The following is a 22,753-nucleotide window of genomic DNA, read 5'->3' as shown; positions in this document are numbered from 1 at the left end:
CAGATTAGACTATGAAACGTTGATAATGTTGATAAATCTAATTATTTAGTAATATTTGTTGCGAAAGTTGGTTCACTGATAGCAACATTAGGTACCGTATCAGAATCACCGTATGACATATTGAGATTGGATGCATCTATTAAGAGCCACTCATTAGTTGAGACACGTCCCCAGAACTCATTCTTCTGATTACGTACTACTTTAGTTATTTTCCACGAAGAGCTAGCTGGTAATGCTCTAGTTAGAGAGTTGGATGATGTATCATAAACACTTTGGTTATTCTTTAAAGTGGCTGTAAGTGCGACAGCTGGAGCGTAGTGTGTTGCAAAGTCAGGTTCCGAAGAAGCTCCATAGGTAGCAATTTGCTCCATAGTATAAGCGCCACCAGATTGATTTTTCTCAGTTAAACGGAGCCATTCATTAGATGATACTTTGACATAGATTTCATTATTTTGATTTTTAACTGCGCTGTAAGCTTTCCACGAACTACCAGCTGGTAGGCTTCTTGTAAAGGTGTTAGTTGAAGAATCGTATAGTGTTGTATCAGTCGTTAAAGTAATGGAGATTGGTCCGTTACCGAAAATAGTGGCTGAAGATGCTCCACCCATAGAAACCCAAGCATTAGTAGCAACACGATAGTATCGGTAGTTATTGATTGATTTGGACTGATCAGTATGCCAGAAGCTATCTTTAGGAAGGGTTTTTCCAGTGGGATTACCGTTATCGTCTAAAACTTGAGAATCATTAGATAAGGCAATTGTTCTATTTTCAGGAGTCATGTTTCCTGAGGTAGAGGGGGCAGTAGCAGGTACGTCGTTAACCTTGACGACTGTGGATTCAACGTATTCATTTGTAGCAACTTGATAATAGGTTTTTCCATTAATTGAATACAGATTACCTAACTTCCAAGATGATCCTGCAGGCAGAACAACTCCGGTAGGATTTCCATGCATGTCGACAACTTTTACCGCATAACCAAGTGTACCAGTTTGATTGTTGTCAGTATCTTTGACTAAGAAGGGATTGACTGGTGGCATACCATCGGTGATGGTAATGTTTTGTGAATTAACATAAGTATTAACGCCAATAGCGTAACATCTTTGATTGTTAATTAGAACCGAGGCTCCTAATTTCCAAGATGATTTTCCGGAAAGAAAAAGACCGGTTTTATTACCATTACTGTCAATTGCGTCAGCTCCACCATAGTCAACGGTACCGATAGGGTTGTTGATTGTATTTTCACTTATGTTAGTTGGAGCGGCTTGAACGGTTACTTGGTTAGAGATTGTTTCGAGGACAGTTGGTGCAATTAAAATAGCCATTGTAGAGGCTAATAAGACTCTTTTTTTATTCATTTTAAAGTTCCCCCTGTAAAGAATTTATTAGAAATAAAATTATTAATTATAAAAAAAGACTACGTATCAACGTAGTCAAGTACGTCGATAACAATACGAGCATAGACAATATTACAGATGTTTTGACTACTCAGAGAAGTAGTCGGAATACATTCAATAACTACCAGATTAAAGAACGTATCGAAACATATATTGATTTATGCAAAAGAGAAAATGAACTGTTGGTTTATTGAATCAATAACTAAATTATCTGATTCCACCCTAAACAATACTTCAATAAAAAATCCAATAAAAAGTATCATAATTCAATTAACATAGACTCGAATTGATCGACGTACTTTTCAATAATAGGGCAAACACAGTTTTTTGGCAATGTTTATTTGAAAACATCTTATTAAAACTATGACAATAATTTTGATCAATCCATTATTATGTGATATAAGAGGTGATAGAACTATGGCGAAGCGTTTTGAATTTATTAGGGATAAACGAACGGATATGGGATTAACAATTGAACAGTTGGCGAAAAAATCCAATGTATCAGTGGATCTAATATCACGGTTAGAAAGAGGTAATAGAGACGATATTACCATTTCAAGACTTGAAAGTATTTTAACCGTCCTAGGTCTAAAACTTGGTGACATCTTTGAGCACAGTGAATTAGATGAACGTGGTAATCAATTTGTTAAGGAATTCTTTTCATTAAATGATCAGGAAAGAAAACGTTATACGGATATTTTTCTTAAAATTATGAGTCTTAAATAGTTTCATCAATGAGAATCGATATTTCGACTCTCTTTTTTTATCTATTAATTGGACCATTGAGTATCATCACCACCGTTTGGAGCGGATACGTGTGCATAAGTACTGGTTATATTGCCATTAACATCGTAAAAATCACCATTTGGTTTTACAACTGTAACGACGGGATTGGTTGAACCACTGTCAAAGTAGACGTGATAACCATCAGCTTCTTGAGTGACATTCATTGCCTCATGGGAGTTGCTACCATAGGAATGTGCTACTAAACTGGCGGCTTGATCAGGAGTAGTAATGATGGCTGCTGATTGTGCTGGTTGATTGGAATTAGTCTGGGTTTTGTTCTGATTATTTTGAGCTGTAGAAGTTGTTGCTTGTTGTTTAGGTTGTGAATCATTATTTGTTGCGGAATTTTGTGATGTTTGGGAAGCGGTAGCGTCGGTCGTTTTTTTGGAAGCCACTTTTTTAGTGTTCTTCTTGGGTTTGTTCTTTTTAGCAGGTTTAACAGATTCAGTTTTAGTTGTTGTATCCTTTAATTCTTTTGAAGAATGATTATTAGCTGAGCAAGCCGTAAGTAAAACAGTAATTGCCATAATACTGCTTATTGTCCCTATTAATTTATGATTCATAATCTTGAGTCCTCCTTAAATTTTTTTATTTCGGTTCTCACACAGAATAATAGCAGCACTTTTAACTATAATAAAGATTTCTAAAGACAATTTAAAGACTTGAACGGAGATAGAAATTCCTGAAAAAACAGTTATTATTGAAATTTTTATCTTTATGAACCTTATTTTTTACAAAATATAAAGATATTAGAAATACGATGTCATAAAAGATACGTTTTAAGTCGTTAACGTATCTTTTTTATTTTAAAAAAATTCAATATTCTTTTGGTTTTATTAGAAATAAGAAAGTGTTTTTAGAATATTTGGTATAATCCTTGTATAAAATGGATTAATAGGGGAGTTAGTCAATGGTAAATGTAATGATGTTAGTATTCCAAGAACTTTTTTTTGCTCTGAATTGTAAGATTGTTTTGAATGATTTTAGAATTAAGTATGCTGATTTGTTTTTTGTATTATTTAATATGCCATTGGCTATTTTTTCATCAAACCTTAATCAATCGGTTCTTGTAGGAACTATTTTGATATTGAATATAATTTATCTGATTATACTGACTCGCAATATTAAAATATCGATAGTGATTGGCACCATGGTATATATTATTGAGGTGATCACCGATCATTTAGTGGATATTATCAACCTACTAATTCAGAAAAATTTACCCTATCTGATTGAATTTATTCCATTGTCATTCTTTATGACGTTGATATTATATTTGGTTTGCCGAAAAATTAGAGAAAAAAGACTCAATAAGCAATTTCTATTGTCTAAAAATGAAGTATTTCTTGCTGCTGGCACTTTAATCCTCATAGGTGGCTTAATAATATTTACTGAAACGATGCAAGGAAATAAATTAAACAATATCATTTATAACTTTGTAATTTTATTATTAATAACTATTATTTTAATAACTATTCATTTTTCACGAATAAGGGAACTGAGAAAACAGTTTCTCTTAACGAAAAAAGAAACCCAAATTAAAAACGATAATCGTTATATTAATGAGATGGAAAAGCACTATAATGAATTGAGAAAATTCAGACATGATTATCAGAATATTTTATTGTCGTTAGATGAATATCTTAAAACGGATGATATAAGCGGTTTAAAGGTTTACTATAGTGAAGCCATAAAGCCTGTATCTTCTAGGGTGTTACGTCAAAAGTATAAATTAGAGGATTTGAGTAAAATAGGTGTGAAGGAGTTGAAAAGTATTTTTTTTAATAAACTTTATTCTGCTCAGATGATTGGTACAGAGGTGTCGTTTGAATCTAAAAATAAAATAGATGATTTTTGTGTTGATACGTTGGATCTGGTTTTAGCCGTTGGAATAATTCTGGATAACGCAATTGAAGAAACAAATGGGCAAAAAAATGGCAGTATTCAAACGGGAATAATGAATACTGCTTTAGAAATAACAATTATTGTTAAAAACTCATTGCGTAATAATGATATTTCAGTTTGGAAAATGAAATCAGCGGGTTTTTCGACCAAGGGAGCTAATCGAGGATTAGGGTTAAACAATCTTACCGAAATAATAAATCGAAATGATAATTTGATGTTAGAGACTATGAAAATGGATGAATATTTCTTACAGAAGATAACCATCGGAATTGGTGAGGATGAAGAATGATTGATATTTTTGTTTGTGAAGATAATGCTAAACAAATGACCGAGATAGTCAGTTATATCAGTAGTTATTTATTGATGGAGAATTTTGACATGGAAATCAAATTAGCCACAAATGATCCGCAGGAAATCTTGGATTATCTAGATAAAAATAATGTCAATAAGGGTCTCTATTTTCTTGATATTGATTTGAAAACGGATTTGAATGGTATTGAGTTGGCCGCTAAAATTCGCCAGGAACATTTCAATAGTAAAATAGTTTTCGTTACAACACATTCGGAAATGGTATTTTTAACTTTTAAATATCAAATTGAGGCTTTAGACTACATTTTGAAGGATTTTCCGAATGAGATTCAGAAACGAATAACTGCTGCTATTGTTACTTGTAACAGACAATTTAAGGAAAACGAATCACAAAGTGAAGAATATTATCAAATAAAAACTGGCAATCATCTTCGATTGGTCAAGATCAGTGATATTTTATTTTTTGAAAGTTCACCAGTACCACATAAAGTGATTGTTCATTTGATCAATGGGCAATTTGAATTTTATAGTACAGTTAAAAAAATTGAAACCGAGAACAAAATATTTTTTAGATGTCATAAATCGTATATCGTTAATATCGATAATATTCGTTCCATTAATAGGCACACCAGAGAATTGACGATGATTGATGAAGAAAAGATTCCTAGTTCGGTCTTAGCTTGTCGAACTTTAGTAAAATTGGTTCAAGAAGGTATATCAAGATGAATATGTTGGAATAAAAAATGGAGCTAAGAATTTTATTAAATTCTCAGTTCCATTTTTTTATTTGAGTAATTCATCAATCTTTTTAATTTCATCAGAATTAAATTGTAAATTATCAAGAGTTTTCAAATTGTCATCTAAATGTTCAATACTTGTTGTACCAATAATTACACTGGCAACTACGGGATCTCTTAATAACCAAGCCAATGACATTTGACTGAGAGTTTGATCACGATTTTTAGCGATTTCGTTAAGATTATTTAACTTTTTAACTAGAGCGGCTTTACCGTTATCAAATAGGTATTTGTTAGTAGGGTGAATCCTGAAATTATCGGGAATACCATCGAGATAACGATCGGACAACAAACCTTCAGAAAGGGGACCATAGGCAATGGCTCCGGCGCCGTTAGTCTTGAGAATGTCAGTAATACCACTATTTTCAACATGGTTATTCAATATATTCATACTCATTTGATTCAAAACGAATGGTGTCCCTAATTTTTTGAATAGCGTGATGGCTTCTTTTAATTGAGGAGCTTCAAAGTTAGAAACACCGACGTATAAAGCTTTACCTGATTTAACAATATCATCCAAGGCACGGACAGTTTCCTCAACCGGAGTTGCTTCATCATAACGGTGAGCATAATAAATATCGACATAATCTAAATTTAAACGTTCTAGTGAACCATCGATTCCTTGGAGTAAAGATTTTCTAGAAGTTCCTGTTCCATAAGGGCCGTCATGAATTTCATAACCAGCTTTGGTTGAGATCACCAATTCATCACGATATGATTTTAATTCACTATTTAAAATTTGACCAAGCAATTTTTCAGAACTGCCAAGGTCACCATCACCATAGTGATTAGCATTGTCAAAATGAAAGATACCTTTATCAAAGGCGTGAAGAATAACCTTTCGGCGGTCGCCAAAAGAATCGGCACTACCATAATGTCTCCATAGTCCAAGGGAGATTGGGGGCAACATTAAGCCACTTTTTCCGGCATGACGGACCAAACCATTCGAATAACGTTTATCTGAAGCTGTATACATATTTATCATCCTTCCAATATTATTAATGAACTAATTTAATAATATTCTATTCTGAAATCATAAGCAATTAGTAGCAAGATTGGGTAAATCTTTTTGTTATACTTAATTGAATATTACATCAAAAAACTATGGGGTAATCCAATGAAGAAATTAATTATTGCAGCTTTATTAGGTATCAGTTTCGCAATTGTAGGCACAAGTAATAATATTTTAGCAGTTACTAATGATTCAGCTTCAACAGAAATTAGAACGATTGTTGTATCGCTAGATAATAAAGGTGATTCTGAAAAACAACGTGTTTATCAATTAACGGATAATAAGATGCACAAGACTAATCGAACCATGGCTATTCATGATGAACAGACGATAACGCATTGGTATGCTCAACGTGTCAAAATTAATGGTGAGAACTGGTGGAAGGTCGGTGAGAACCAATATTTCAAACCGCTCAATGTTAATGTTGTTAATCTTGAGAATATGAAACAACATGGCATTGAGGTAAAAAATTATGCCAACTATACAGGTAGTTATGGTGTTTCAATGGTTGATGAAGATAATAGAGGTTAGTTAAGATTCTTTTTTAACGTGCTTTTAGAAGCGAATGTAATCCTTGGGAAATAATAATTATAATGGCCACTCCAATTACACCAGTTAAAATTGATGTCGTTCCAAACTTTAACCACAGAAAGATGGCAATTAACTCTAAGCAGAAAATAATATATTTCATCCTAACACCTACTTTTTAGATTAATAGGGATACTTTAATACAAGATTAAGTGTGTGTCACTGAGATCAATTCTTGCTATTACGAGGTTAAAGCGGTTGCATTTGTCTGATGTCTTCGATAAGGTGTTCAGATAAGCTTAAATTGAGGAGAATTTTATATATGTATAAAATGATTGTTTGTGATCTTGATGAAACTTTAATGAACGATGATGGCAGTTTATCAAAGAAAAATGCTGCGGCGATTCAAGAAGCCACAGCTAAGGGTGTTTATTTTGTTCCAAATTCTGGTCGTGGTTATGCCTCATTTCAAAATGATTTAGAGACAATGCACTTACGTGATCAACCAAATCAATATTCAATTTCTTATAATGGCGGGTTGATCGTTGAAAATAAGGATAACCGTCCAGTGGCTGTTAATGCTATGCCATTTGACATTGCTAAAGCAGTTTTTGCAGCTGGAGTGGCTAATCCTAAGGCTGCAACACATGTATATACTCAGAATGAATTGTATATTTATCATCCTATTGACGATGATTCTAATTACTTAAAAAATCGTGGAGTTTCTTTTGAAGTCATGGAAAACGACAATTTTGACCAATTTAAAGATCAAAACGTTATGAAAGTTATCATGGCCTTACCGACAATTGATGAGCGTAAACAAATGCGTGCAGTTGTTGAGTCACAGGTCGATGCTTCTAAATTGACCGTTGCCTATTCATCTGGACGTTATGTAGAATTTAATCCAGCAGGGATTGATAAGGGGAGTGCCGCAGTTCAATTAGGGAAATTGTTGGATATTAAACCAGAAGAAATAATTGCGGCTGGTGATAATAGTAATGATTTACCAATGCTTAGAGTTGTTGGTTTACCAGTTAGTGTCAGTAATGGTATTGATAGTGTCAAAGACATTGCTAAGTATGTGACTGAAGCTGATAATAACCATGATGCTTTGGCTGAGGTTATTAATAAATTTGTTTTATGATATTTTTGAAATTAAAGTAGACCAAGCGATTAATATTAAAAAAGCAGTAGTGACCTCAGTTAATCAGGTTGCTACTGTTTTTCTATTGAGATTAATAATTATCGTAACGTCGTTATATTATTAAATAATAACCTTAATGTAAAATACATTTGATAGTTTCTTTTGAAGTCGTAATTTACAATGGAAGTCGAGGAGATATGAATAATGAAACTTCATGAGCAGATTAAGAAGTATCGTAAGCAGAAACACTTTTCTCAAGAAGAACTGGCTGATAAGGTTTATGTATCTCGCCAAACGATATCTAATTGGGAAAACAATCGTAGTTATCCAACTTTGGATAGCTTGTTAATTATGAGTGCATTATTTGATATTTCTTTAGATACTTTGGTCAAAGGGGATATTGATCTTATGAGGCAGGAATTAAGTAAACATGATATGAGTTTTTGGACAAAAGTAATGTTGGCTTTTATATTTTTAGGGATAATAGTAGGAATACCAGCAACTGCTTTATTGCACGATGGTTTTATAGTTCCTATCTTGCTCTGGGGTATAGGGATGTTTGCTGCAATTAAAATTGATTTGATTAAGAAAAAGTATAATTTAAAAACTTATCAAGAAATTCTAGCTTTTGACGAAGGTAGAGAAGTTAGTTCTGAATTTAAAAAGAAAAGTCGTCAAAATTATTGGAAAAGAGAATTTTTAATGATAATTATTTCGATAGTAATAATCTTACTTCTTTCGGGATTTGTTTTGCTTGTTCTAAAAGTATGGCGTTAAAATAGGACTCACCAAATTAACCAAAGTTAATTTAGTGGGTCCTATCTATTGAAAATTAAAGATTTAGTTCAAAAGCCAAACGAGCATTATCCTCGTGATCAGCGGCGGGTTCATCAACATAGATTTTACCGCGATGAATATATCCGGCACTGGTAGCTAGAGCTTGCATCCGTTTGTTCATTTTATGGGTATCGATTCTAAAGTTACTGATGCCATTTTGATAAGCTTGACTAATCAAATTAGAAATAAAGAACTTGCTTAAATGTTGACCAGCATAATCGGCGTTGAGGGCGATTCGATGAATAGTGGCGTATGGCTCAATATTATTTTGCCATTGACCATCAGTAATGACCCGATAGTTAGGATCGTCAGCTACGATCAAAGTGGCCGTTCCAGCAACTTTACCATCAACCATTAGAAGCCAACATTGTTGAGCCATAATGTCATTTCTTAAAGTGGCAGTATCAGGATAGCCACTTTGCCATTGAGGACTGCCATCAGCTTTCAACATAGCCTGAGCCTGTTTAATGATATTCGTTATTTCTTTTAGATCTGAAACTTGTGCACGTTTGATATAGATTGAGCTCATTTAAGGGCCTCCATTTTTATAATAATATTTCTATTTTAGCATTAAAGTAGTTAGTGTTCATTGTTTATTACATGTAATTTAATCAAATTAGAATTCATGTAATTATTTGCTATAATTATCAATATCATAACGAAAAAAGAGGAAACTTATGGATATTTGGGAAAAATTATATTTAACTGCGAAACCATTATATAAACCAGCAGAATTAAATGAATTTATTTATGCTAATAATGTTGTCTGTGCTTTAGAAACGAAATCCGGAAAAATTTATACTGGTTATTGTATTGAAGGACTTTGTGGCACAATTAATCTTTGTGCTGAAAGAGTGGCATTATTGAATATGTTACAGGATAGTGGTGAGATGGAAGTTAAACGGATCATAAGCTTTCGGGAGACTCCACCAGAAGGGTTAGATGGATTGCCATGTGGTTGCTGCCGAGAAACATTGATGCAATTTTCAGTAAATAATAAGGATACTTAGGTAATGGTCAATTATGATACTAGAGAAACCATCACTATAGGAGAACTATTACCTAATTGGTGGGGCAGCATGAAAATGAATAAATAGACCAGATCAAAGTTTTAAATACTATATAATAACGGCGTTTCATTCAAATAATATGTCAACCAATCATGCAACTATATAAGGGTTATTCTAGCGCTGTTTTCAGCTAAGCGCGCAAATCAGAGTTGCAATAATTGTATGGAATCGACAACAGTTATTAAAAAATCAAGACTTGCTCAAAGCTTAATTCTATAAGAAAATAAAATTATAGATTAAGACAAAATAACTGATTTGGGGGTCGCAATTATGATTGAATTTTCAAAGCAATTAAAGAAATATAGAACTGAAGGTGGAATTACGCAGGATGATTTGGCCGGGAAATTGTATGTAACAAGACAAGCAATTTCAAAATGGGAATCGGGTGAGTCGACGCCGGATTTAAATAATTTGGTTAAACTATCCGATATATTTAATGTCAGTTTGGATTCTTTGGTATTAGGTATTGATAATAAGTCAAAAGTGGATTCAGATGAGTTTGTGCTTGATCCGGTCAGTAATCAATATGTTAGAAGATATGGAAAAATGAATTTCTGGGATTTCATTTCTAAAAATTCATGGGTTATTATTGTATTAGCATCTTTACTTTTCTGGGCATCAATGATGTTACATTAAAATAACTAATAAAAAATCGATATTTTATCAATTAAGATAGAATATCGATTTATTTAGTTGATGTGAAATCGAGAAATAACATGTCGATTTAACTAAAAACGAGGAAGAATGTGGATTAATTTCGGGTGATTTGATTATCTTGGAGCCAAGCGTTGGTACCAATTCGATACATTTTACTAAAGGTAAGCGGATTTTCAGCACGTCGATCAACAATCCATTTACTATTTGCAGCTGCAGTTTTACCAGTATAAATTCCGTTGTTATCGTAAATTTTAGCAATAGTGGTCGTGGTAATACTAGAACCGGATAAGAATGAAGCCCATGGTAAGACATCGTTGGCGGATACAAAACCATTATCACTTACATGGTAATAATAATTGCCATCTATAATTCCAATTAAATCAGAAAGCCAATCAGAATTTGGTGATAATGTTAAACCGGATTGTTGTTTTCCATAGCGGTCATAGAGCTGAGTGACGTGATTTTTGGTGGTTACACCGCCACGGACATCAGCCGTACTGTATTTATCACGACGGGTATAGTCAGCGTTTTTATGGCTATTATCGGCAATATCATATTGAGAGGGATTTGAATAATCATTATATTTTGTTAGATAATAGGCATAAATGTCATTGGGATTATATTTATCATAAGCGGTTTGATCATTCCCCATTTCTTGTGAGGCGTATAGAATGCCGTTCCCAAGTGTTACACCAATTCCAACATAGTTAATATATGGATTGAGCATGTTTTTTCGATGACCATAATTGGGTTCGGGGTCATATAATTCACTGTAAAATTCATGAGTGATTTTTTGAGCAATAATTGAGGAGTCAGTTGTCCCAAGCATTGAGAAGGGCATTTGAGAAATGTTTTCCTCAGCTGTGTGGTTGTAAGGGTACATATTGTCAGATTTCCAACCAGCATGATTATCGACCCCACCAGAATCGATGAATGAATCGGTTCTGGTTTGAGCGTAGGTGTTAAGGACAGCAACTGATGTTAGTGGTTGTAAATTATTTTGACCTCTCAAACGATTTAATTCTGAAAACATAGCCGTTTTAACTGCAGCAGTATCAATATTATTATTGTTTGGTGTAGTAGTTACAGTGGTTTTGTTGGCATCGTTATTATTGGCAGCAGTAGTAACTGCTGTATTACTGTCCGTTTTAACGGTTGTCGCCGTTGTTAGATTATTATTGTCAGTAACTACTGTATCGGCAAGGGCAATATTTTCCCCTAAACTAGTAGCAAGAAATAAACTGGCAGCCAATAAAATAGTAACTTTTTTAGTTTTAGCGAACATTATACTAATCCCCCCATTTAAATATCACATGGCTTTATAGTATGTAGTTTATATTATTTTGATAAATATAGAAAGTTAGAATTATTAGGATGGGCAAATGATTTTGGACGCTTAGAAGGACAATTGTATTAATTGCTTTTGTCAGATAAAACGGAAGGAATCGTATTATTTTACGAGATGATTTTTATATCATCAAAATTGTGAATAATATATCATATAGATAATGCAATTATTTAATAACAATATTTTATAATTTATTAATTGATGATTGCTATTATAACAACGGTTTGAATAATATATAATTTAATTATCCTGCAAGCTATAATAAATATTTAGAACAAATATTTTCTAAATACACTAACACTTTGTGTATAAATGAACTATACTATAGCCATAGATGTAACCGCTTTCATATATATAATTAATGAGGACGGCTTCAAGTAATAAATTATAAGGAGGTATCATCATGAGTAGTCGAGATACTGCGAATGTTTTATGGTTTGATGAATTACATCGTGAAGATGTTAACCTAGTTGGAGGCAAATCTTCTTCATTAGGAGAAATGACTTCTTCGATGGATGTACCAGTCCCATATGGTTTTGCTACAACTGCACGCGCATATCGGTACTTTATGCAGCAGACTGGATTAAATGATAAGGTTAATGCACTGTTGGAGGGTATTCAGGACTACGAAAGTTCAGATGAGCTTCATAAAACTTGTGAACAGATTCGTAATTTAATTGTTGGAGCAACAATGCCAGCTGACTTAGCTGAGGATATTAAGAAGGGTTATTCAGATCTCGCCGAGAAAATGGGACAGACCGATCCGTTTGTAGCTATTAGATCATCTGCCACAGCCGAAGATTTACCTAATGCTTCATTTGCAGGTCAGCAAGAATCATATCTCAATATTAAAGGTGCCGATGATGTTGTAAATCGGGTACAGCAATGTTATTCATCACTCTTTACTGATCGGGCAACGTATTATCGTCACAAGCAACACTTCCCACATGAAAAAGTGGCTTTATCAGCTGCTGTTCAAATGATGGTCTTTTCAAAAGCTTCAGGAATCATGTTCTCTGTTAATATCGCCAATGGGGATGCTTCTAAAATCGTAATCGATGCCATTTATGGTTTAGGTGAATATATTGTTTTGGGTAAAGTTACTCCAAATCACTTTGTGGTCGATAAACAATCAATGAAGATCGTAGAAAAGAATGTTGTTAAACAAACGATTGAATTAGTCAGAGTTGGCGATGGTGGTACTAAGGAGCAGGCTGTCCCTGAAGAGTTGCAAGATAAACAAGTGATCACCGATAGTCAGGTAATTGAATTGGCTGGTTATGCCAAAGAGATCGAGCGTCACTATGGCTGTTATATGGATATGGAATATGCCTTGGATATCAATACCGATCGTCTCTGGATTGTTCAAGCACGTCCCGAAACTGTTTGGTCACAGAAGAATAAGAAGAAAGACAATACTGGAGATGAGAACGTGGTTGCAGAAGCTGATGCTAAAGTTGCTGTTCGTGGATTACCAGCTAGTCCTGGATTAGCCAGTGGGATTGTTCACGTAATTGACAGTCCGAAAGATATTGATCAATTCAAGAAGGGTGAGATTTTAGTTACTTTAATGACATCACCTGATTGGGTTCCCGCTATGAAGAAAGCTGCAGCCATTGTTACTAATAATGGTGGAATGACTTGCCATGCTGCTATCGTTTCTCGTGAAATGCAAATACCATGTATTGTTGGTACTAAGAGCAAGGGTGTAGCCGCAACTGACACCTTCAAGACTGGCGATGTTGTCACTGTTGACGCTACTAATGGGGTTGTTTACGAAGGTAAAGTTGACAGCATGCTTAAGAAACCTGAGACAGCACAAGCAGCTGGTCAAGTAGTTGCTGCGGAATACTTTGCTCCTACTGCTACTAGAGTCATGATGAACCTGGGTGATCCAGACTTAGCTGATAAATATTCTAGCTTGCCAGCTGATGGAATTGGTTTGATGCGTGAAGAGTTCCTTTGGACAACCTTCATTCATGAACACCCACTATATTTGATTGAACAAGGCCATCCAGAAAAAGTTGTCGATATGTTAGCTGATGGAATTTCCAAAGTAGCCCGGGCAATGGCACCTCGTCCAATGGTTCTACGTCTCTCAGATTTCAAGTCAAGTGAATATCGTAACCTCAAGGGTGGAGAAAAATATGAACCACATGAACCAGCTGATCTATTAGGTTGGCGTGGAGCATCACGTTACTATGATCCAAAATATATTGAAGCTTTCAAACTTGAATTAGCAGCAGTTAAGAAAGTACGTAACGAATTTGGTTTGAAGAATTTGAATATCATGATTCCATTCGTCAGAACCGTTGACGAAGCCAGAAAAGTAACTGATATTATCAAAGGCGAAGGACTCATCCGTGGAGCTGACTTCAAGATCTACATGATGGCTGAGATTCCTTCAAATATCATTTTGGCTGATCAATTTAATCAATTTATTGATGGTTACTCAATTGGATCAAATGATTTGGCAATGTTGATTCTTGGCTGTGATCGTAACAATGATACTGTTGCTAGTCTTTTTGATGAGCGTAACTTAGCCGTTAAACGTGCCATTAGACATTTAATCAAAGCGGCTCATAAAGACGGCAAGACTGTTGGGATTTGTGGACAAGCACCATCTGAATTCCCAGAGTTTACTAATTTCTTGATTAAATCTGGTATTGATTATGTATCAGTTAACCCTGATATGGTTAAAGAAACAAAACGTAATGTAGCTCATTTTGAACAAAGAATTATGCTTGATAATGCCACTGGACGTGGCTTACAAGATCCAACTGACTATGATTGGGAATAATAAAGTTAAAAAAATAACCTAAGCTCAGTTTTGAGAGTTGGATTAACATAGTTAACTTTCGAGCACTAACGAAAATATCTCCATCAATTCGTAATTTGAATTGACGGAGATATTTTTTATTAGATGGGAAAATTGTAATTTGATTCGCGTTTATGATGCAAAAAGGGTAACTCTGAATCTTGTCTTAATAAGGAATTTAGAATCATCTTTATTTTCAAACTTAAGGTTTGCGAAAACTATAAAATGCTAAACTTAAAAAATAAAAAAATTCTATATGTGAACTTGTATGAATATTTGCGTAAGACCGGTTCAACAATCACACATAATCAAGAATTGTTGCAAAAGATTAATGCTGAATTTGATTATGAGCAAGAAGTACGTAAATTTTTCGATAAATAGATTAATGTTGAATTGGAAACAAAATATTGATATTATGAATCTAATTTAAGAGGATAATATTAATGAATAAGCAGGAACAATTTCAATCTGAACTTAATATGTTATTAGATAAAATGACGCTACTGAGCCAAGATACTTTTAAAGCAGAATTGCCAGATTACAAGTCTTCAGAAGTTCATACGGTTGAATTTATTGGTAAGCATGCTGATAGTAATGTGACTACTATTGCCAATTCTTTATATGTGACAAAAGGTGCGGTCAGTAAGATGTCGAAGCGTCTGATTAACAAAGGGCTAATTGAAAGTTATCGGGATAAGGACAATCAAAAGGAGAGATACTTTCATTTAACTCCAAAGGGACAAGAAGTTTTTGATATCCACGAACGATTAACGAAGCAGATTATGCAAAGAGATGAGAGTGTCTTTAAGGATAATGCTGATCAAATTAAGGTGGTTTTGAAATTTCTAAAAACCTACAATATTTATTTAGATAAAGAATTGTCTGAAACCAAGAACAAATAGCCAAAGTGAGAAGTCTAATTAATTAGATTTCTTTTTTTTACATAATTTTTGTTGACAAGGAAACAAAAAATGATAATATTGTTGCCGTGGAAACAATATTGCTAACTGTTCAAAAATATTATTAAGGATTAATTAACCAACGTATTTTGTGAAATTTAAATAAGGAGATTATTATTATGGATTTTCAAATGTTATTACAACAAAATTGTTTTTCAAAAGATGCTGTTAAACGGCAACAGGCAGCAGAAATTCTTGAGAAAGATTATGGCTGTGAAATTAATTGTCTTGAGATGGATGAGACTGTTAGATTTGCCCATCATGGCCGTAATTGTATCGTCATTGCCTCCAAGTTGTCTAAAGGAGTAGTTATTTTTCAGAACGTAACGATTGGATCTAATCAGAAGTTTAATAAGAAAACCAATCAATGGGAGAACTTGGGTAATCCAGTGATAGGTAGAAATGTGGTTATTGCCGATGGTGCCAAGATTCTAGGACCAATTATTATTGGAGATAATTCTACGGTTGCGGCTGGGGCTATTGTGACCAAAGATGTCCCTGCCAATAGTATTGTTTATGGAGTTAACCAAGTGAGACCTCGAGATGCAAATTATGATTTAATATTTCACGATTCCATGCCAAGCAGAGAAAAGAATATTAAAGGTTGTCAGGATGTAATTGAAAGATTTAAACAATTTTAAATTAGTATTAGGAAAACTTTTCTATAGGGCATCATACTAAAAATAACATTAGTGTTAAATCCTTTTATATCAACTATGCAACCAATGGTTGCGTGACTGCTCAGATTAAATTCGTGAGTTTTTGACAATCATATATGATAATAGGATTAAAGAAAATGAAGTCAAAGGGTGATGTTTAAGATGATATTAGGGCAAAGAATCAAAGAAGAACGTGAGAAAAGAAATTGGACCCAAACTGACTTAACTGAAAAATTAAATGTTAGCCGTCAATCAATTTCCAAATGGGAATTAGATAGCGCTTATCCTGATATTGAGCGATTGATTCAAATTAGTGACCTTTTTAATGTTACCTTGGATAGTTTGATAAAGGGTGATAGTGAATTACAGAGACATATTACAGTTAAAGGGACAGATGATCACATGAATGGCTGGGAGTTTTGGGCACATTATTGGTGGATTATTTTCCCAATAGCTGGTCTTATTATGAGTTTCTTAAGCTATTTGAATTGAATCTTATATCTTGAAATTAAGTGTCGTCCTCAAGTAAAATAAGACTATGTCAGATAATAAACAAACAAAATCAAATGATGAAATTCAATTATTAGTATTTAAGGCATTGGCTGATCCAATTAGACTTGAAATTATTAAATACTTGAAACATTTAGATCACGAAGTGGCCTGCGGGGAAGTTGGCAAGGTAATTGAGATCAGTAAGACTTCTGGGTCATATCATTTCAAATTATTAGAATCAGCTGGGTTAATTAATACTAGAAGAGAAGCTAGAGAAAAGTATGTCACGCTCAATGAACAAACTTTTAATAAATATGTTACTGATTTTTATCGAAACATTTAATTATTTATCAAAGTGATGTTAATACATTGCTATCAATGAATCTATCAAAACAGACCCTTTTAGGGGTCTGTTTTTTTACTTGTTGTGATTTTTGATGCATGGTAATGTTAAATAGTTCAAAAATGTTTGAACTATTTTAGAATACTATTCGAAGGAGTTTCCAAATGAGAACAACTACCACAAAGAACCAAGTAATGGAAAATTCGAAGGTCAATACGACTTGGATTCTGATACTAACATCACTGGGATTTTTCATGTCAATGATGGACTCAATGATTGTTACTACCGCATCGACTGCAATTAGAACTGATTTTAATATTTCAGTTAGCACTTTACAGTGGGCATTAAATGCCTACAATATCACGATTGGAGCTGTACTTCTTGTGGGTGTCTCACTAGGTGAAAGAATTGGACGTCGACGGATTTATAACCTAGGAATTTTCATTTTTACTTTAGGATCAGTTTTTTGCGCTTTATCGAATAATATTAATGCCTTGATTATGTCACGGGTGATTGAAGGTATTGGGGCATCGGTAATGACGCCCATGTCGATGGCAATTTTAACTCAGGCAATACCAGAATCAAAACGAGGTAAGGCTTTGGGGATTTGGAGCGGAATTGGTGGCTTGGCTTTGATTGTAGGTCCATCCTTAGGGGGATTTATCGTAGCCAAATTAGCTTGGCAATGGATTTTTTGGATCAACGTTCCGATTGGAATTATTGCAATTTATTTCTCAAAACGGCTGTTACCCGAGAGTGTTGGCAGCAGCGACAAAACCAGTCCGCTGGATTCAGTTTTAATAGTTCTGGCATCAGCGGGGATTATTTGGTCACTCTCAGAAATAACTTCAGTAAATAATTTATTGATTCCAATGGCGGTTGGAACCGTAGGTTTAATACTTGGAATCTGGTTTGTTCGACGTCAAAGAATTGAAGCTAAACCAATGATTCCTTTGGAATACTTTAAATCAAGTACCTTTACAGATGGGAACATTGCGACCTTTTTGCTGTATGCGGCTATGTATGGTGTGGTTTTCTTTTTACCACAATTTTTACAAGTAGTTGGCAAAGCTAACGCCTTTACTACGGGATTAGAAATTCTGCCATGGACGGGGACATTAGTTTTGGTAGCACCATTTGCTGGTAGGGCAGTTGATAAATTTGGTGAGAAGATGATTGCAACTATTGGTCTTATCTGCCAAGGTCTAGGTTATCTTTTAATTGCAATTTTTATTAATAATCAAAGTTCCTATTTTGTTATGGTAATTCCTTTGGCATTGGCTGGAATTGGTCTATCTATGGCTGGTCCAGCTTTGCAAAAAGCAGTTTTAGGTGCAGTTGATCCTAGGGCTATTGGCAAGGCATCAGGAATTTATAATGTCTTCCGATTATTAGGTGGTGCGATGGGAACAACTATTTCGGTGATCGCCTTTTATCAATTTGGTAGCCTTATTAATACGAGATTGTTTACTAGTGGTTTTCGGGCAGCAATGTTATTGGCAGCAATAATGTCTACTCTAGGAATAGTATTCTCAGTACAAATTAAGAAGAAAAATTAGTAAGTATATATAATTTAATTAATTATTATAAGTTTGATTTATTTCGTCAGTCATATTTTGTTCAATTGGAACCTTAACGGCATTTTGTTTGTTCTTGATCAAGGAATTGTTTAAAACAAACTTTTCGGTACCTGGTTCCTTGATCCAAAAATGAATGGTAGCCATAACCGGCTGGAAAGTTGTTCCTTTTGTGAAGCCATTTTCAGCAAATTGATCATTTGATGAATAAAAATCCCAATCAACGTTTTGTATGGATAAAATGATTTCAGAACCGATTTTGGGTAGGGGAACATTATCATCCTGAATTAAGATTGAATGATTGATTTTTTTCAGTTCGCCAGATTCAAAAATGTAACTATTATCGGCAGAAGTTATACCACTCCAAAAAGCCAAATTGATTATTTTTTGATTTAATTGTTTAGTGCCAGCAATGACTTGATCAACCTTGATTTCACCACGGGTATAAACTGGAGGAATGTTGGAAGATAAATTCTTTTTATTAATGACTTTGTATAGATTTTGAACTTTAGCCTTAATAACCCAAGTTCCTGAATGAATCTTTTGGAATCCTGCGAGTGAATGAACGCTTCCTGCAAAGTCATCAGAGTATTCTGGTTGGTGAGACACTTGTAGATTTTTGGTTTTTTGATTCCACTTTTTAGAATTAAGTGTAATCTGTTGTTCTTCAGATAGTTGTTTGGTATTAGAGATCCCAACGTTTTTAGCTGAACAGGCGGTAATTGAAAAGATGATTGATAGAGGAATTAGTAGTATCAAAGATTTCTTCATGAAATTCTCCTTAAAGTTGATACTTAAAGTATTACGATTATCGACGTTTTTAACAATAAAAATAAGCAATTAATTGAAGTGGTAAGCGTATTCATATGACTGTATACTTTAATTAAAGTAAAAATTGTTAAATGAGGGGATTTTAAGATGAAACTGTCCAAGATTAAGGTGAATAGAATTTCGATTTTATTGGTTTTAACCGTTGTTTTGTGGGTAAAAACGCTCTGTACCTATTTCTTAGAATTTAACTTGGGTTTAAATGATGCTATACAATATTTTATTGCTGTTTTTAATCCCTTTGGACCAATCATCCTAATCCTTAGTCTGTCATTGTATTTTATACGTAAAAAAGTATTTTTGGTTGTTTTAACAATTTTGTATTTTACTGAAAGCTTATTATTGTACTCTAATGTACTTTATTATCGAGAATTTTCTAATTTTCTTTCAGCTAGCACTATTTTTGGTGCTAAAGGAGTTATGAAGGGATTAGGCAATAGTATTTTAACTACAATGTTGCCACATGATTTTATTTATCTGATTGATATTTTGTTGGTTATGGGATTGTTTATCTACATGGGACCACGGCTAGAATTGAAAGCAATACGATTAATAAATGCTGTGGCTTGCACCATGGTTGGAATTATGTTGACGATTTTTAATTTATCAATTGCTGAAATGAATCGACCACAGTTATTAGGGCGAACCTTTGATCAAACTTATACCGTTAAGTATTTAGGATTAAATTTTTTTCTGACCAACGATATAATCAGTCAGGCCAATGAGCAGGCAGTTAAGTCAACCGTTTCTAATAACGAGATTAGTGTGCCTTTACAATATGTAACCGATAATTATGCCACCCCTAATAAACAATATTATGGAGTTGCTCATAAAAAGAATGTTATTGTGATTCATTTAGAGAGTTTTCAACAATTCTTGATTAACATGAAGGTCAATGGTCAGGAAGTAACGCCCTTTTTGAATAGTCTATATGGTAATAAAAATACAGTTTCTTTCGATAACTTCTTCCACGAGGTTGGACAAGGGAAAACAAGCGATGCTGAAACGATGTTGGAAAGTGGGTTATTTGGTTTGCCAACTGGATCATTCTTTACAAAGATGGGTCCAACTAATACTTTTCAGTCAGCACCTGCTATTTTAGGACAGACGCAAGGTTATACCAGCGCCGTTTTTCATGGTAATGTGGGGAGCTTTTATAGTCGAGATAGTGTCTATAAAAATATGGGTTACAATTACTTTTTTGATCAACAATATTTTGATGTCGGCCCTGATACTAATGTTGGTTTTGGTTTGAAGGATAAATTGTTTTTCGCTGAAAGCACCAAATATTTAGAAAAGTTACAACAACCGTTCTATGCCAAATTTATTACACTTACGAATCATTATTCATTTGATTTACCTGAGATGGATAATGATGGTTTTGTAAAACCCGCAACAACTTCCAAAGTGGTCAATAATTATTTTGAAACAGCCCACTACTTGGACGCTTCGTTGAGAGAATTTTTTGATTATTTAAGGGCTAGTGGTTTGTACGACAAGTCAATGATCATTCTTTATGGTGATCATTATGGGATTTCAGATGATAAAATAGCTGCTTTGGCACCCTTAATGAACAAGGAACAGGCTGATTGGAATGAATTTGATACAGCGCAAATGCAACGAGTACCGTTTATGATTCATATGAAAGGAATCAAAGGGAAGGTCGATAATACCTATGGTGGTGAGATCGATGTTTTGCCAACGCTATTACATTTATTGGGAATAAATAATCAGAAGTACCTCCAATTTGGATCAGATCTTTTCTCGAAAGACCATGATAAAACAGTGATCTTTCGCAATGGTAACTTTATTAATAAAAATTATACGTCTTTGAAGAACTCAAAAGGATCGTACAATGTTTACGATAATACTACTGGACAGTTGATTAATTTGAGCGCTGATCCTGAACTAAATGAAAAAATAACAAAAATTGCCACTAAAAAACAACAAATAATGACGATGTCAGATGATATTAATAGTAAGAATTTGTTACGTTTTTATACTCCAACAGGATTCAAGCCAGTCGATCCCAGTGATTATGAATATACCGATGAGGTTTCCAAATTAGATAAGACTGATGATGATTTGGGTGCATCTTCAACCAGTTTGTATTCACAGAATAATTCGGAATCAACAGTTGGTTTATATAAAACTGATGCACCAGAATACAATAAGTAAAAGATTTTTTTAAAATAATAATTGGTAATACTTTAGTTCTGTGGTGGAAAGGTACCTGAAATTTGATTAGAAGATGTAAATGATTAATAGAATTGTGAGGAAAAATGAAATGAAAGCATACACTTTGAGTTCCAGTAAACAAGCTGGTTTAGAAAATCTAAATTAGAAGATGCACCCATTCCCAAGCCAAAAGCAAATCAAGTTTTAGTCATGATCGATAGTATCGGTTTGAATCCAGTTGATTATAAGTTAATAGAATCGCCATTAGATTCGTTTGAATATCCCCATACATTTGGTCTTGATGCAGCCGGTACTGTAGTATCAGTTGGTGAAAACGTTGAAGATTTTAAAGTCGGCGATCATGTATCTGGTCATGATAATTTAGCAAATAATGGAACCTTTGCAGAGTACGCAATTTTTCCTGATTATTGTCTGGCTAAAATACCTGACAAGGTTTCTTTTGAAACAGCTTCAGCTTTATTGTGTGGGGCAATGACTGCCTATCAAGCAATTTTCCGTAAGATGAATTTAACTGGCAAGAAGACAATTTTGATTCATGCTGGTGCCGGTGGAGTGGAATCAATAGCTATTCAATTGGCAAAATCGGTAGGATTAAAAGTAATTACGACAGTCTCAACTGCTAAGATGGATTTTGTAAAGGATTTTGAACCTGATAAAATTATCGATTACAGAAAAGAAAATGTAACCGATGAGGTTATGAAGTATACCAAGGGAACGGGTGTTGATTTGGTTTTAAATACAGTTAATGCCCATGAAGCACAGTTGGATATTGAAAAGCGATTAGCTTATAACGGACAATTGATTTGGATTGCTGCAGCACCAGAGTCAGTAAATCAGGATGTTCTTGCTGAGAAAGGTATTACTATTAGTGCTTTAAACTTGGGTGGGGCACACCAAGACAATAATTATGCTCAAAAGAAGGATTTGGGAGTAATGGCTACTGAATTACTTGAATTAGTTGAACAGGATAAATTAGATCCAAGTATCACTGAAGTATTGTCGTTTGATCAATTAGTTTCTGGTCTAGAAAAACTTACCCATCGTGATTCAGTGGGGAAAATTATCGTTAAAGTTACAAAGTAATTAATAAT

General features: G+C 34.0%; 22 protein-coding genes and 1 pseudogene. 17 read left to right on the top strand and 6 right to left on the bottom strand.

Features of this window, described 5'->3' with window-relative positions:
* Nucleotides 1–41 precede the first annotated feature (41 nt).
* Complete coding sequence (locus IV57_RS00375) at nt 42–1,355, bottom strand: SLAP domain-containing protein (RefSeq protein WP_057879499.1); 1,314 nt, start codon at nt 1,353–1,355, stop codon at nt 42–44.
* Between the two features lie 456 nt (nt 1,356–1,811).
* Between IV57_RS00375 and IV57_RS00370 the strand changes: the two genes are divergently transcribed.
* Entirely contained in the window at nt 1,812–2,120 is a 309-nt protein-coding gene (locus IV57_RS00370) for a helix-turn-helix domain-containing protein (RefSeq protein ID WP_057879498.1), read from the top strand.
* A gap of 44 nt (nt 2,121–2,164) precedes the next feature.
* On the opposite strand, the gene IV57_RS00365 is transcribed toward IV57_RS00370, so the two are convergent.
* Entirely contained in the window at nt 2,165–2,743 is a 579-nt protein-coding gene (locus tag IV57_RS00365; RefSeq protein WP_057879497.1) for a hypothetical protein, read from the bottom strand.
* Nucleotides 2,744–3,090: 347 nt separating this feature from the next.
* On the opposite strand from IV57_RS00365, the gene IV57_RS00360 reads away from it, so the two are divergent.
* Entirely contained in the window at nt 3,091–4,374 is a 1,284-nt protein-coding gene (locus IV57_RS00360; protein ID WP_057879496.1) for a GHKL domain-containing protein, read from the top strand.
* The gene (locus IV57_RS00355; RefSeq protein WP_057879495.1) at nt 4,371–5,120 is read left to right on the top strand and encodes a LytR/AlgR family response regulator transcription factor; all 750 of its coding nucleotides are present in this window, start codon (nt 4,371–4,373) and stop codon (nt 5,118–5,120) included. Before IV57_RS00360 ends, IV57_RS00355 begins: the two co-directional genes overlap by 4 nt.
* A gap of 57 nt (nt 5,121–5,177) precedes the next feature.
* Here IV57_RS00355 and IV57_RS00350 read toward each other — a convergent pair whose 3' ends face one another.
* On the bottom strand, nt 5,178–6,167 hold the full coding sequence (locus IV57_RS00350) for an aldo/keto reductase (protein WP_057879494.1): 990 nt from the start codon (nt 6,165–6,167) through the stop codon (nt 5,178–5,180).
* A gap of 141 nt (nt 6,168–6,308) precedes the next feature.
* Here IV57_RS00350 and IV57_RS00345 point away from each other — a divergent pair, with 141 nt between their 5' ends.
* The 3 genes from IV57_RS00345 (at nt 6,309) to IV57_RS00335 (ending at nt 8,652) form a co-directional block, all read left to right on the top strand.
* Nucleotides 6,309–6,734, top strand: coding sequence for a hypothetical protein (locus IV57_RS00345; protein WP_057879493.1), 426 nt, complete (start codon nt 6,309–6,311; stop codon nt 6,732–6,734).
* Nucleotides 6,735–7,053: 319 nt separating this feature from the next.
* Nucleotides 7,054–7,875, top strand: a complete 822-nt coding sequence (locus tag IV57_RS00340) for a Cof-type HAD-IIB family hydrolase (RefSeq protein ID WP_057879492.1) — start codon at nt 7,054–7,056, stop codon at nt 7,873–7,875.
* 204 nt (nt 7,876–8,079) lie between these two features.
* Entirely contained in the window at nt 8,080–8,652 is a 573-nt protein-coding gene (locus tag IV57_RS00335; RefSeq protein WP_057879491.1) for a helix-turn-helix transcriptional regulator, read from the top strand.
* A 55-nt stretch (nt 8,653–8,707) separates the two neighbouring features.
* Here IV57_RS00335 and IV57_RS00330 read toward each other — a convergent pair whose 3' ends face one another.
* Nucleotides 8,708–9,241 carry a GNAT family N-acetyltransferase gene (locus tag IV57_RS00330; protein ID WP_057879490.1) on the bottom strand — a complete coding sequence of 178 codons (534 nt, stop codon included), beginning with the start codon at nt 9,239–9,241 and terminating at the stop codon, nt 8,708–8,710.
* Between the two features lie 148 nt (nt 9,242–9,389).
* Between IV57_RS00330 and IV57_RS00325 the strand changes: the two are divergent.
* Together IV57_RS00325 and IV57_RS00320 are read left to right on the top strand one after the other, a co-directional pair.
* Nucleotides 9,390–9,809: pseudogene (locus IV57_RS00325) on the top strand (cytidine deaminase family protein).
* A gap of 243 nt (nt 9,810–10,052) precedes the next feature.
* The gene (locus tag IV57_RS00320; RefSeq protein WP_057879489.1) at nt 10,053–10,418 is read left to right on the top strand and encodes a helix-turn-helix domain-containing protein; all 366 of its coding nucleotides are present in this window, start codon (nt 10,053–10,055) and stop codon (nt 10,416–10,418) included.
* Nucleotides 10,419–10,533: 115 nt separating this feature from the next.
* On the opposite strand, the gene IV57_RS00315 is transcribed toward IV57_RS00320, so the two are convergent.
* Nucleotides 10,534–11,724 carry a CAP domain-containing protein gene (locus IV57_RS00315; RefSeq protein WP_057879488.1) on the bottom strand — a complete coding sequence of 397 codons (1,191 nt, stop codon included), beginning with the start codon at nt 11,722–11,724 and terminating at the stop codon, nt 10,534–10,536.
* 466 nt (nt 11,725–12,190) lie between these two features.
* Here IV57_RS00315 and ppsA point away from each other — a divergent pair, with 466 nt between their 5' ends.
* The 7 genes from ppsA (at nt 12,191) to IV57_RS00285 (ending at nt 18,617) form a co-directional block, all read left to right on the top strand.
* Nucleotides 12,191–14,587, top strand: coding sequence for a phosphoenolpyruvate synthase (gene ppsA, locus IV57_RS00310; protein WP_057879487.1), 2,397 nt, complete (start codon nt 12,191–12,193; stop codon nt 14,585–14,587).
* Between the two features lie 243 nt (nt 14,588–14,830).
* Nucleotides 14,831–14,986 (top strand): hypothetical protein, encoded by a 156-nt coding sequence (locus IV57_RS13060; protein ID WP_157051862.1) that lies wholly within the window; start codon nt 14,831–14,833, stop codon nt 14,984–14,986.
* Between the two features lie 62 nt (nt 14,987–15,048).
* Complete coding sequence (locus IV57_RS00305) at nt 15,049–15,507, top strand: MarR family winged helix-turn-helix transcriptional regulator (RefSeq protein WP_057879486.1); 459 nt, start codon at nt 15,049–15,051, stop codon at nt 15,505–15,507.
* Between the two features lie 173 nt (nt 15,508–15,680).
* Nucleotides 15,681–16,205 (top strand): LbetaH domain-containing protein, encoded by a 525-nt coding sequence (locus tag IV57_RS00300; protein WP_420806312.1) that lies wholly within the window; start codon nt 15,681–15,683, stop codon nt 16,203–16,205.
* 180 nt (nt 16,206–16,385) lie between these two features.
* The gene (locus tag IV57_RS00295; protein ID WP_057879734.1) at nt 16,386–16,715 is read left to right on the top strand and encodes a helix-turn-helix domain-containing protein; all 330 of its coding nucleotides are present in this window, start codon (nt 16,386–16,388) and stop codon (nt 16,713–16,715) included.
* 46 nt (nt 16,716–16,761) lie between these two features.
* Entirely contained in the window at nt 16,762–17,058 is a 297-nt protein-coding gene (locus IV57_RS00290) for an ArsR/SmtB family transcription factor (protein ID WP_057879484.1), read from the top strand.
* Nucleotides 17,059–17,252: 194 nt separating this feature from the next.
* Entirely contained in the window at nt 17,253–18,617 is a 1,365-nt protein-coding gene (locus IV57_RS00285; RefSeq protein ID WP_057879733.1) for an MFS transporter, read from the top strand.
* A gap of 18 nt (nt 18,618–18,635) precedes the next feature.
* Here the strand turns inward: IV57_RS00285 and IV57_RS00280 are convergent, their stop codons facing one another.
* The gene (locus tag IV57_RS00280) at nt 18,636–19,406 is read right to left on the bottom strand and encodes a hypothetical protein (RefSeq protein ID WP_057879483.1); all 771 of its coding nucleotides are present in this window, start codon (nt 19,404–19,406) and stop codon (nt 18,636–18,638) included.
* Nucleotides 19,407–19,553: 147 nt separating this feature from the next.
* Here IV57_RS00280 and IV57_RS00275 point away from each other — a divergent pair, with 147 nt between their 5' ends.
* Nucleotides 19,554–21,641, top strand: coding sequence for an LTA synthase family protein (locus tag IV57_RS00275; RefSeq protein WP_057879482.1), 2,088 nt, complete (start codon nt 19,554–19,556; stop codon nt 21,639–21,641).
* A 177-nt stretch (nt 21,642–21,818) separates the two neighbouring features.
* Nucleotides 21,819–22,745, top strand: coding sequence for an alcohol dehydrogenase catalytic domain-containing protein (locus IV57_RS00270; protein ID WP_420806311.1), 927 nt, complete (start codon nt 21,819–21,821; stop codon nt 22,743–22,745).
* Nucleotides 22,746–22,753: the final 8 nt, after the last annotated feature.

Origin of the sequence: Companilactobacillus kimchiensis, from assembly GCF_001438805.1 — a bacterium.
GTDB classification, from domain to species: Bacteria; Bacillota; Bacilli; order Lactobacillales; family Lactobacillaceae; genus Companilactobacillus; species Companilactobacillus kimchiensis.
The sequence above is the reverse complement of the archived record's forward strand: the minus strand, read 5'-3'. Positions and strand labels throughout refer to the sequence as shown.

Coding starts and splice junctions, on each gene's coding strand:
- IV57_RS00365 (WP_057879497.1), bottom strand. CDS start 2,743: ATGAATCATAAATTAATAGGGACAATAAGCAGTATTATGGCAATTACT.
- IV57_RS00375 (WP_057879499.1), bottom strand. CDS start 1,355: ATGAATAAAAAAAGAGTCTTATTAGCCTCTACAATGGCTATTTTAATT.
- IV57_RS00345 (WP_057879493.1), top strand. CDS start 6,309: ATGAAGAAATTAATTATTGCAGCTTTATTAGGTATCAGTTTCGCAATT.
- IV57_RS00285 (WP_057879733.1), top strand. CDS start 17,253: ATGGAAAATTCGAAGGTCAATACGACTTGGATTCTGATACTAACATCA.
- IV57_RS00295 (WP_057879734.1), top strand. CDS start 16,386: ATGATATTAGGGCAAAGAATCAAAGAAGAACGTGAGAAAAGAAATTGG.
- IV57_RS00335 (WP_057879491.1), top strand. CDS start 8,080: ATGAAACTTCATGAGCAGATTAAGAAGTATCGTAAGCAGAAACACTTT.
- IV57_RS00315 (WP_057879488.1), bottom strand. CDS start 11,724: ATGTTCGCTAAAACTAAAAAAGTTACTATTTTATTGGCTGCCAGTTTA.
- IV57_RS00280 (WP_057879483.1), bottom strand. CDS start 19,406: ATGAAGAAATCTTTGATACTACTAATTCCTCTATCAATCATCTTTTCA.
- IV57_RS00330 (WP_057879490.1), bottom strand. CDS start 9,241: ATGAGCTCAATCTATATCAAACGTGCACAAGTTTCAGATCTAAAAGAA.
- IV57_RS00305 (WP_057879486.1), top strand. CDS start 15,049: ATGAATAAGCAGGAACAATTTCAATCTGAACTTAATATGTTATTAGAT.
- IV57_RS00350 (WP_057879494.1), bottom strand. CDS start 6,167: ATGTATACAGCTTCAGATAAACGTTATTCGAATGGTTTGGTCCGTCAT.
- IV57_RS00370 (WP_057879498.1), top strand. CDS start 1,812: ATGGCGAAGCGTTTTGAATTTATTAGGGATAAACGAACGGATATGGGA.
- IV57_RS00290 (WP_057879484.1), top strand. CDS start 16,762: ATGTCAGATAATAAACAAACAAAATCAAATGATGAAATTCAATTATTA.
- IV57_RS00275 (WP_057879482.1), top strand. CDS start 19,554: ATGAAACTGTCCAAGATTAAGGTGAATAGAATTTCGATTTTATTGGTT.
- IV57_RS00360 (WP_057879496.1), top strand. CDS start 3,091: ATGGTAAATGTAATGATGTTAGTATTCCAAGAACTTTTTTTTGCTCTG.
- IV57_RS00355 (WP_057879495.1), top strand. CDS start 4,371: ATGATTGATATTTTTGTTTGTGAAGATAATGCTAAACAAATGACCGAG.
- IV57_RS00320 (WP_057879489.1), top strand. CDS start 10,053: ATGATTGAATTTTCAAAGCAATTAAAGAAATATAGAACTGAAGGTGGA.
- IV57_RS00340 (WP_057879492.1), top strand. CDS start 7,054: ATGTATAAAATGATTGTTTGTGATCTTGATGAAACTTTAATGAACGAT.
- IV57_RS13060 (WP_157051862.1), top strand. CDS start 14,831: ATGCTAAACTTAAAAAATAAAAAAATTCTATATGTGAACTTGTATGAA.
- ppsA (WP_057879487.1), top strand. CDS start 12,191: ATGAGTAGTCGAGATACTGCGAATGTTTTATGGTTTGATGAATTACAT.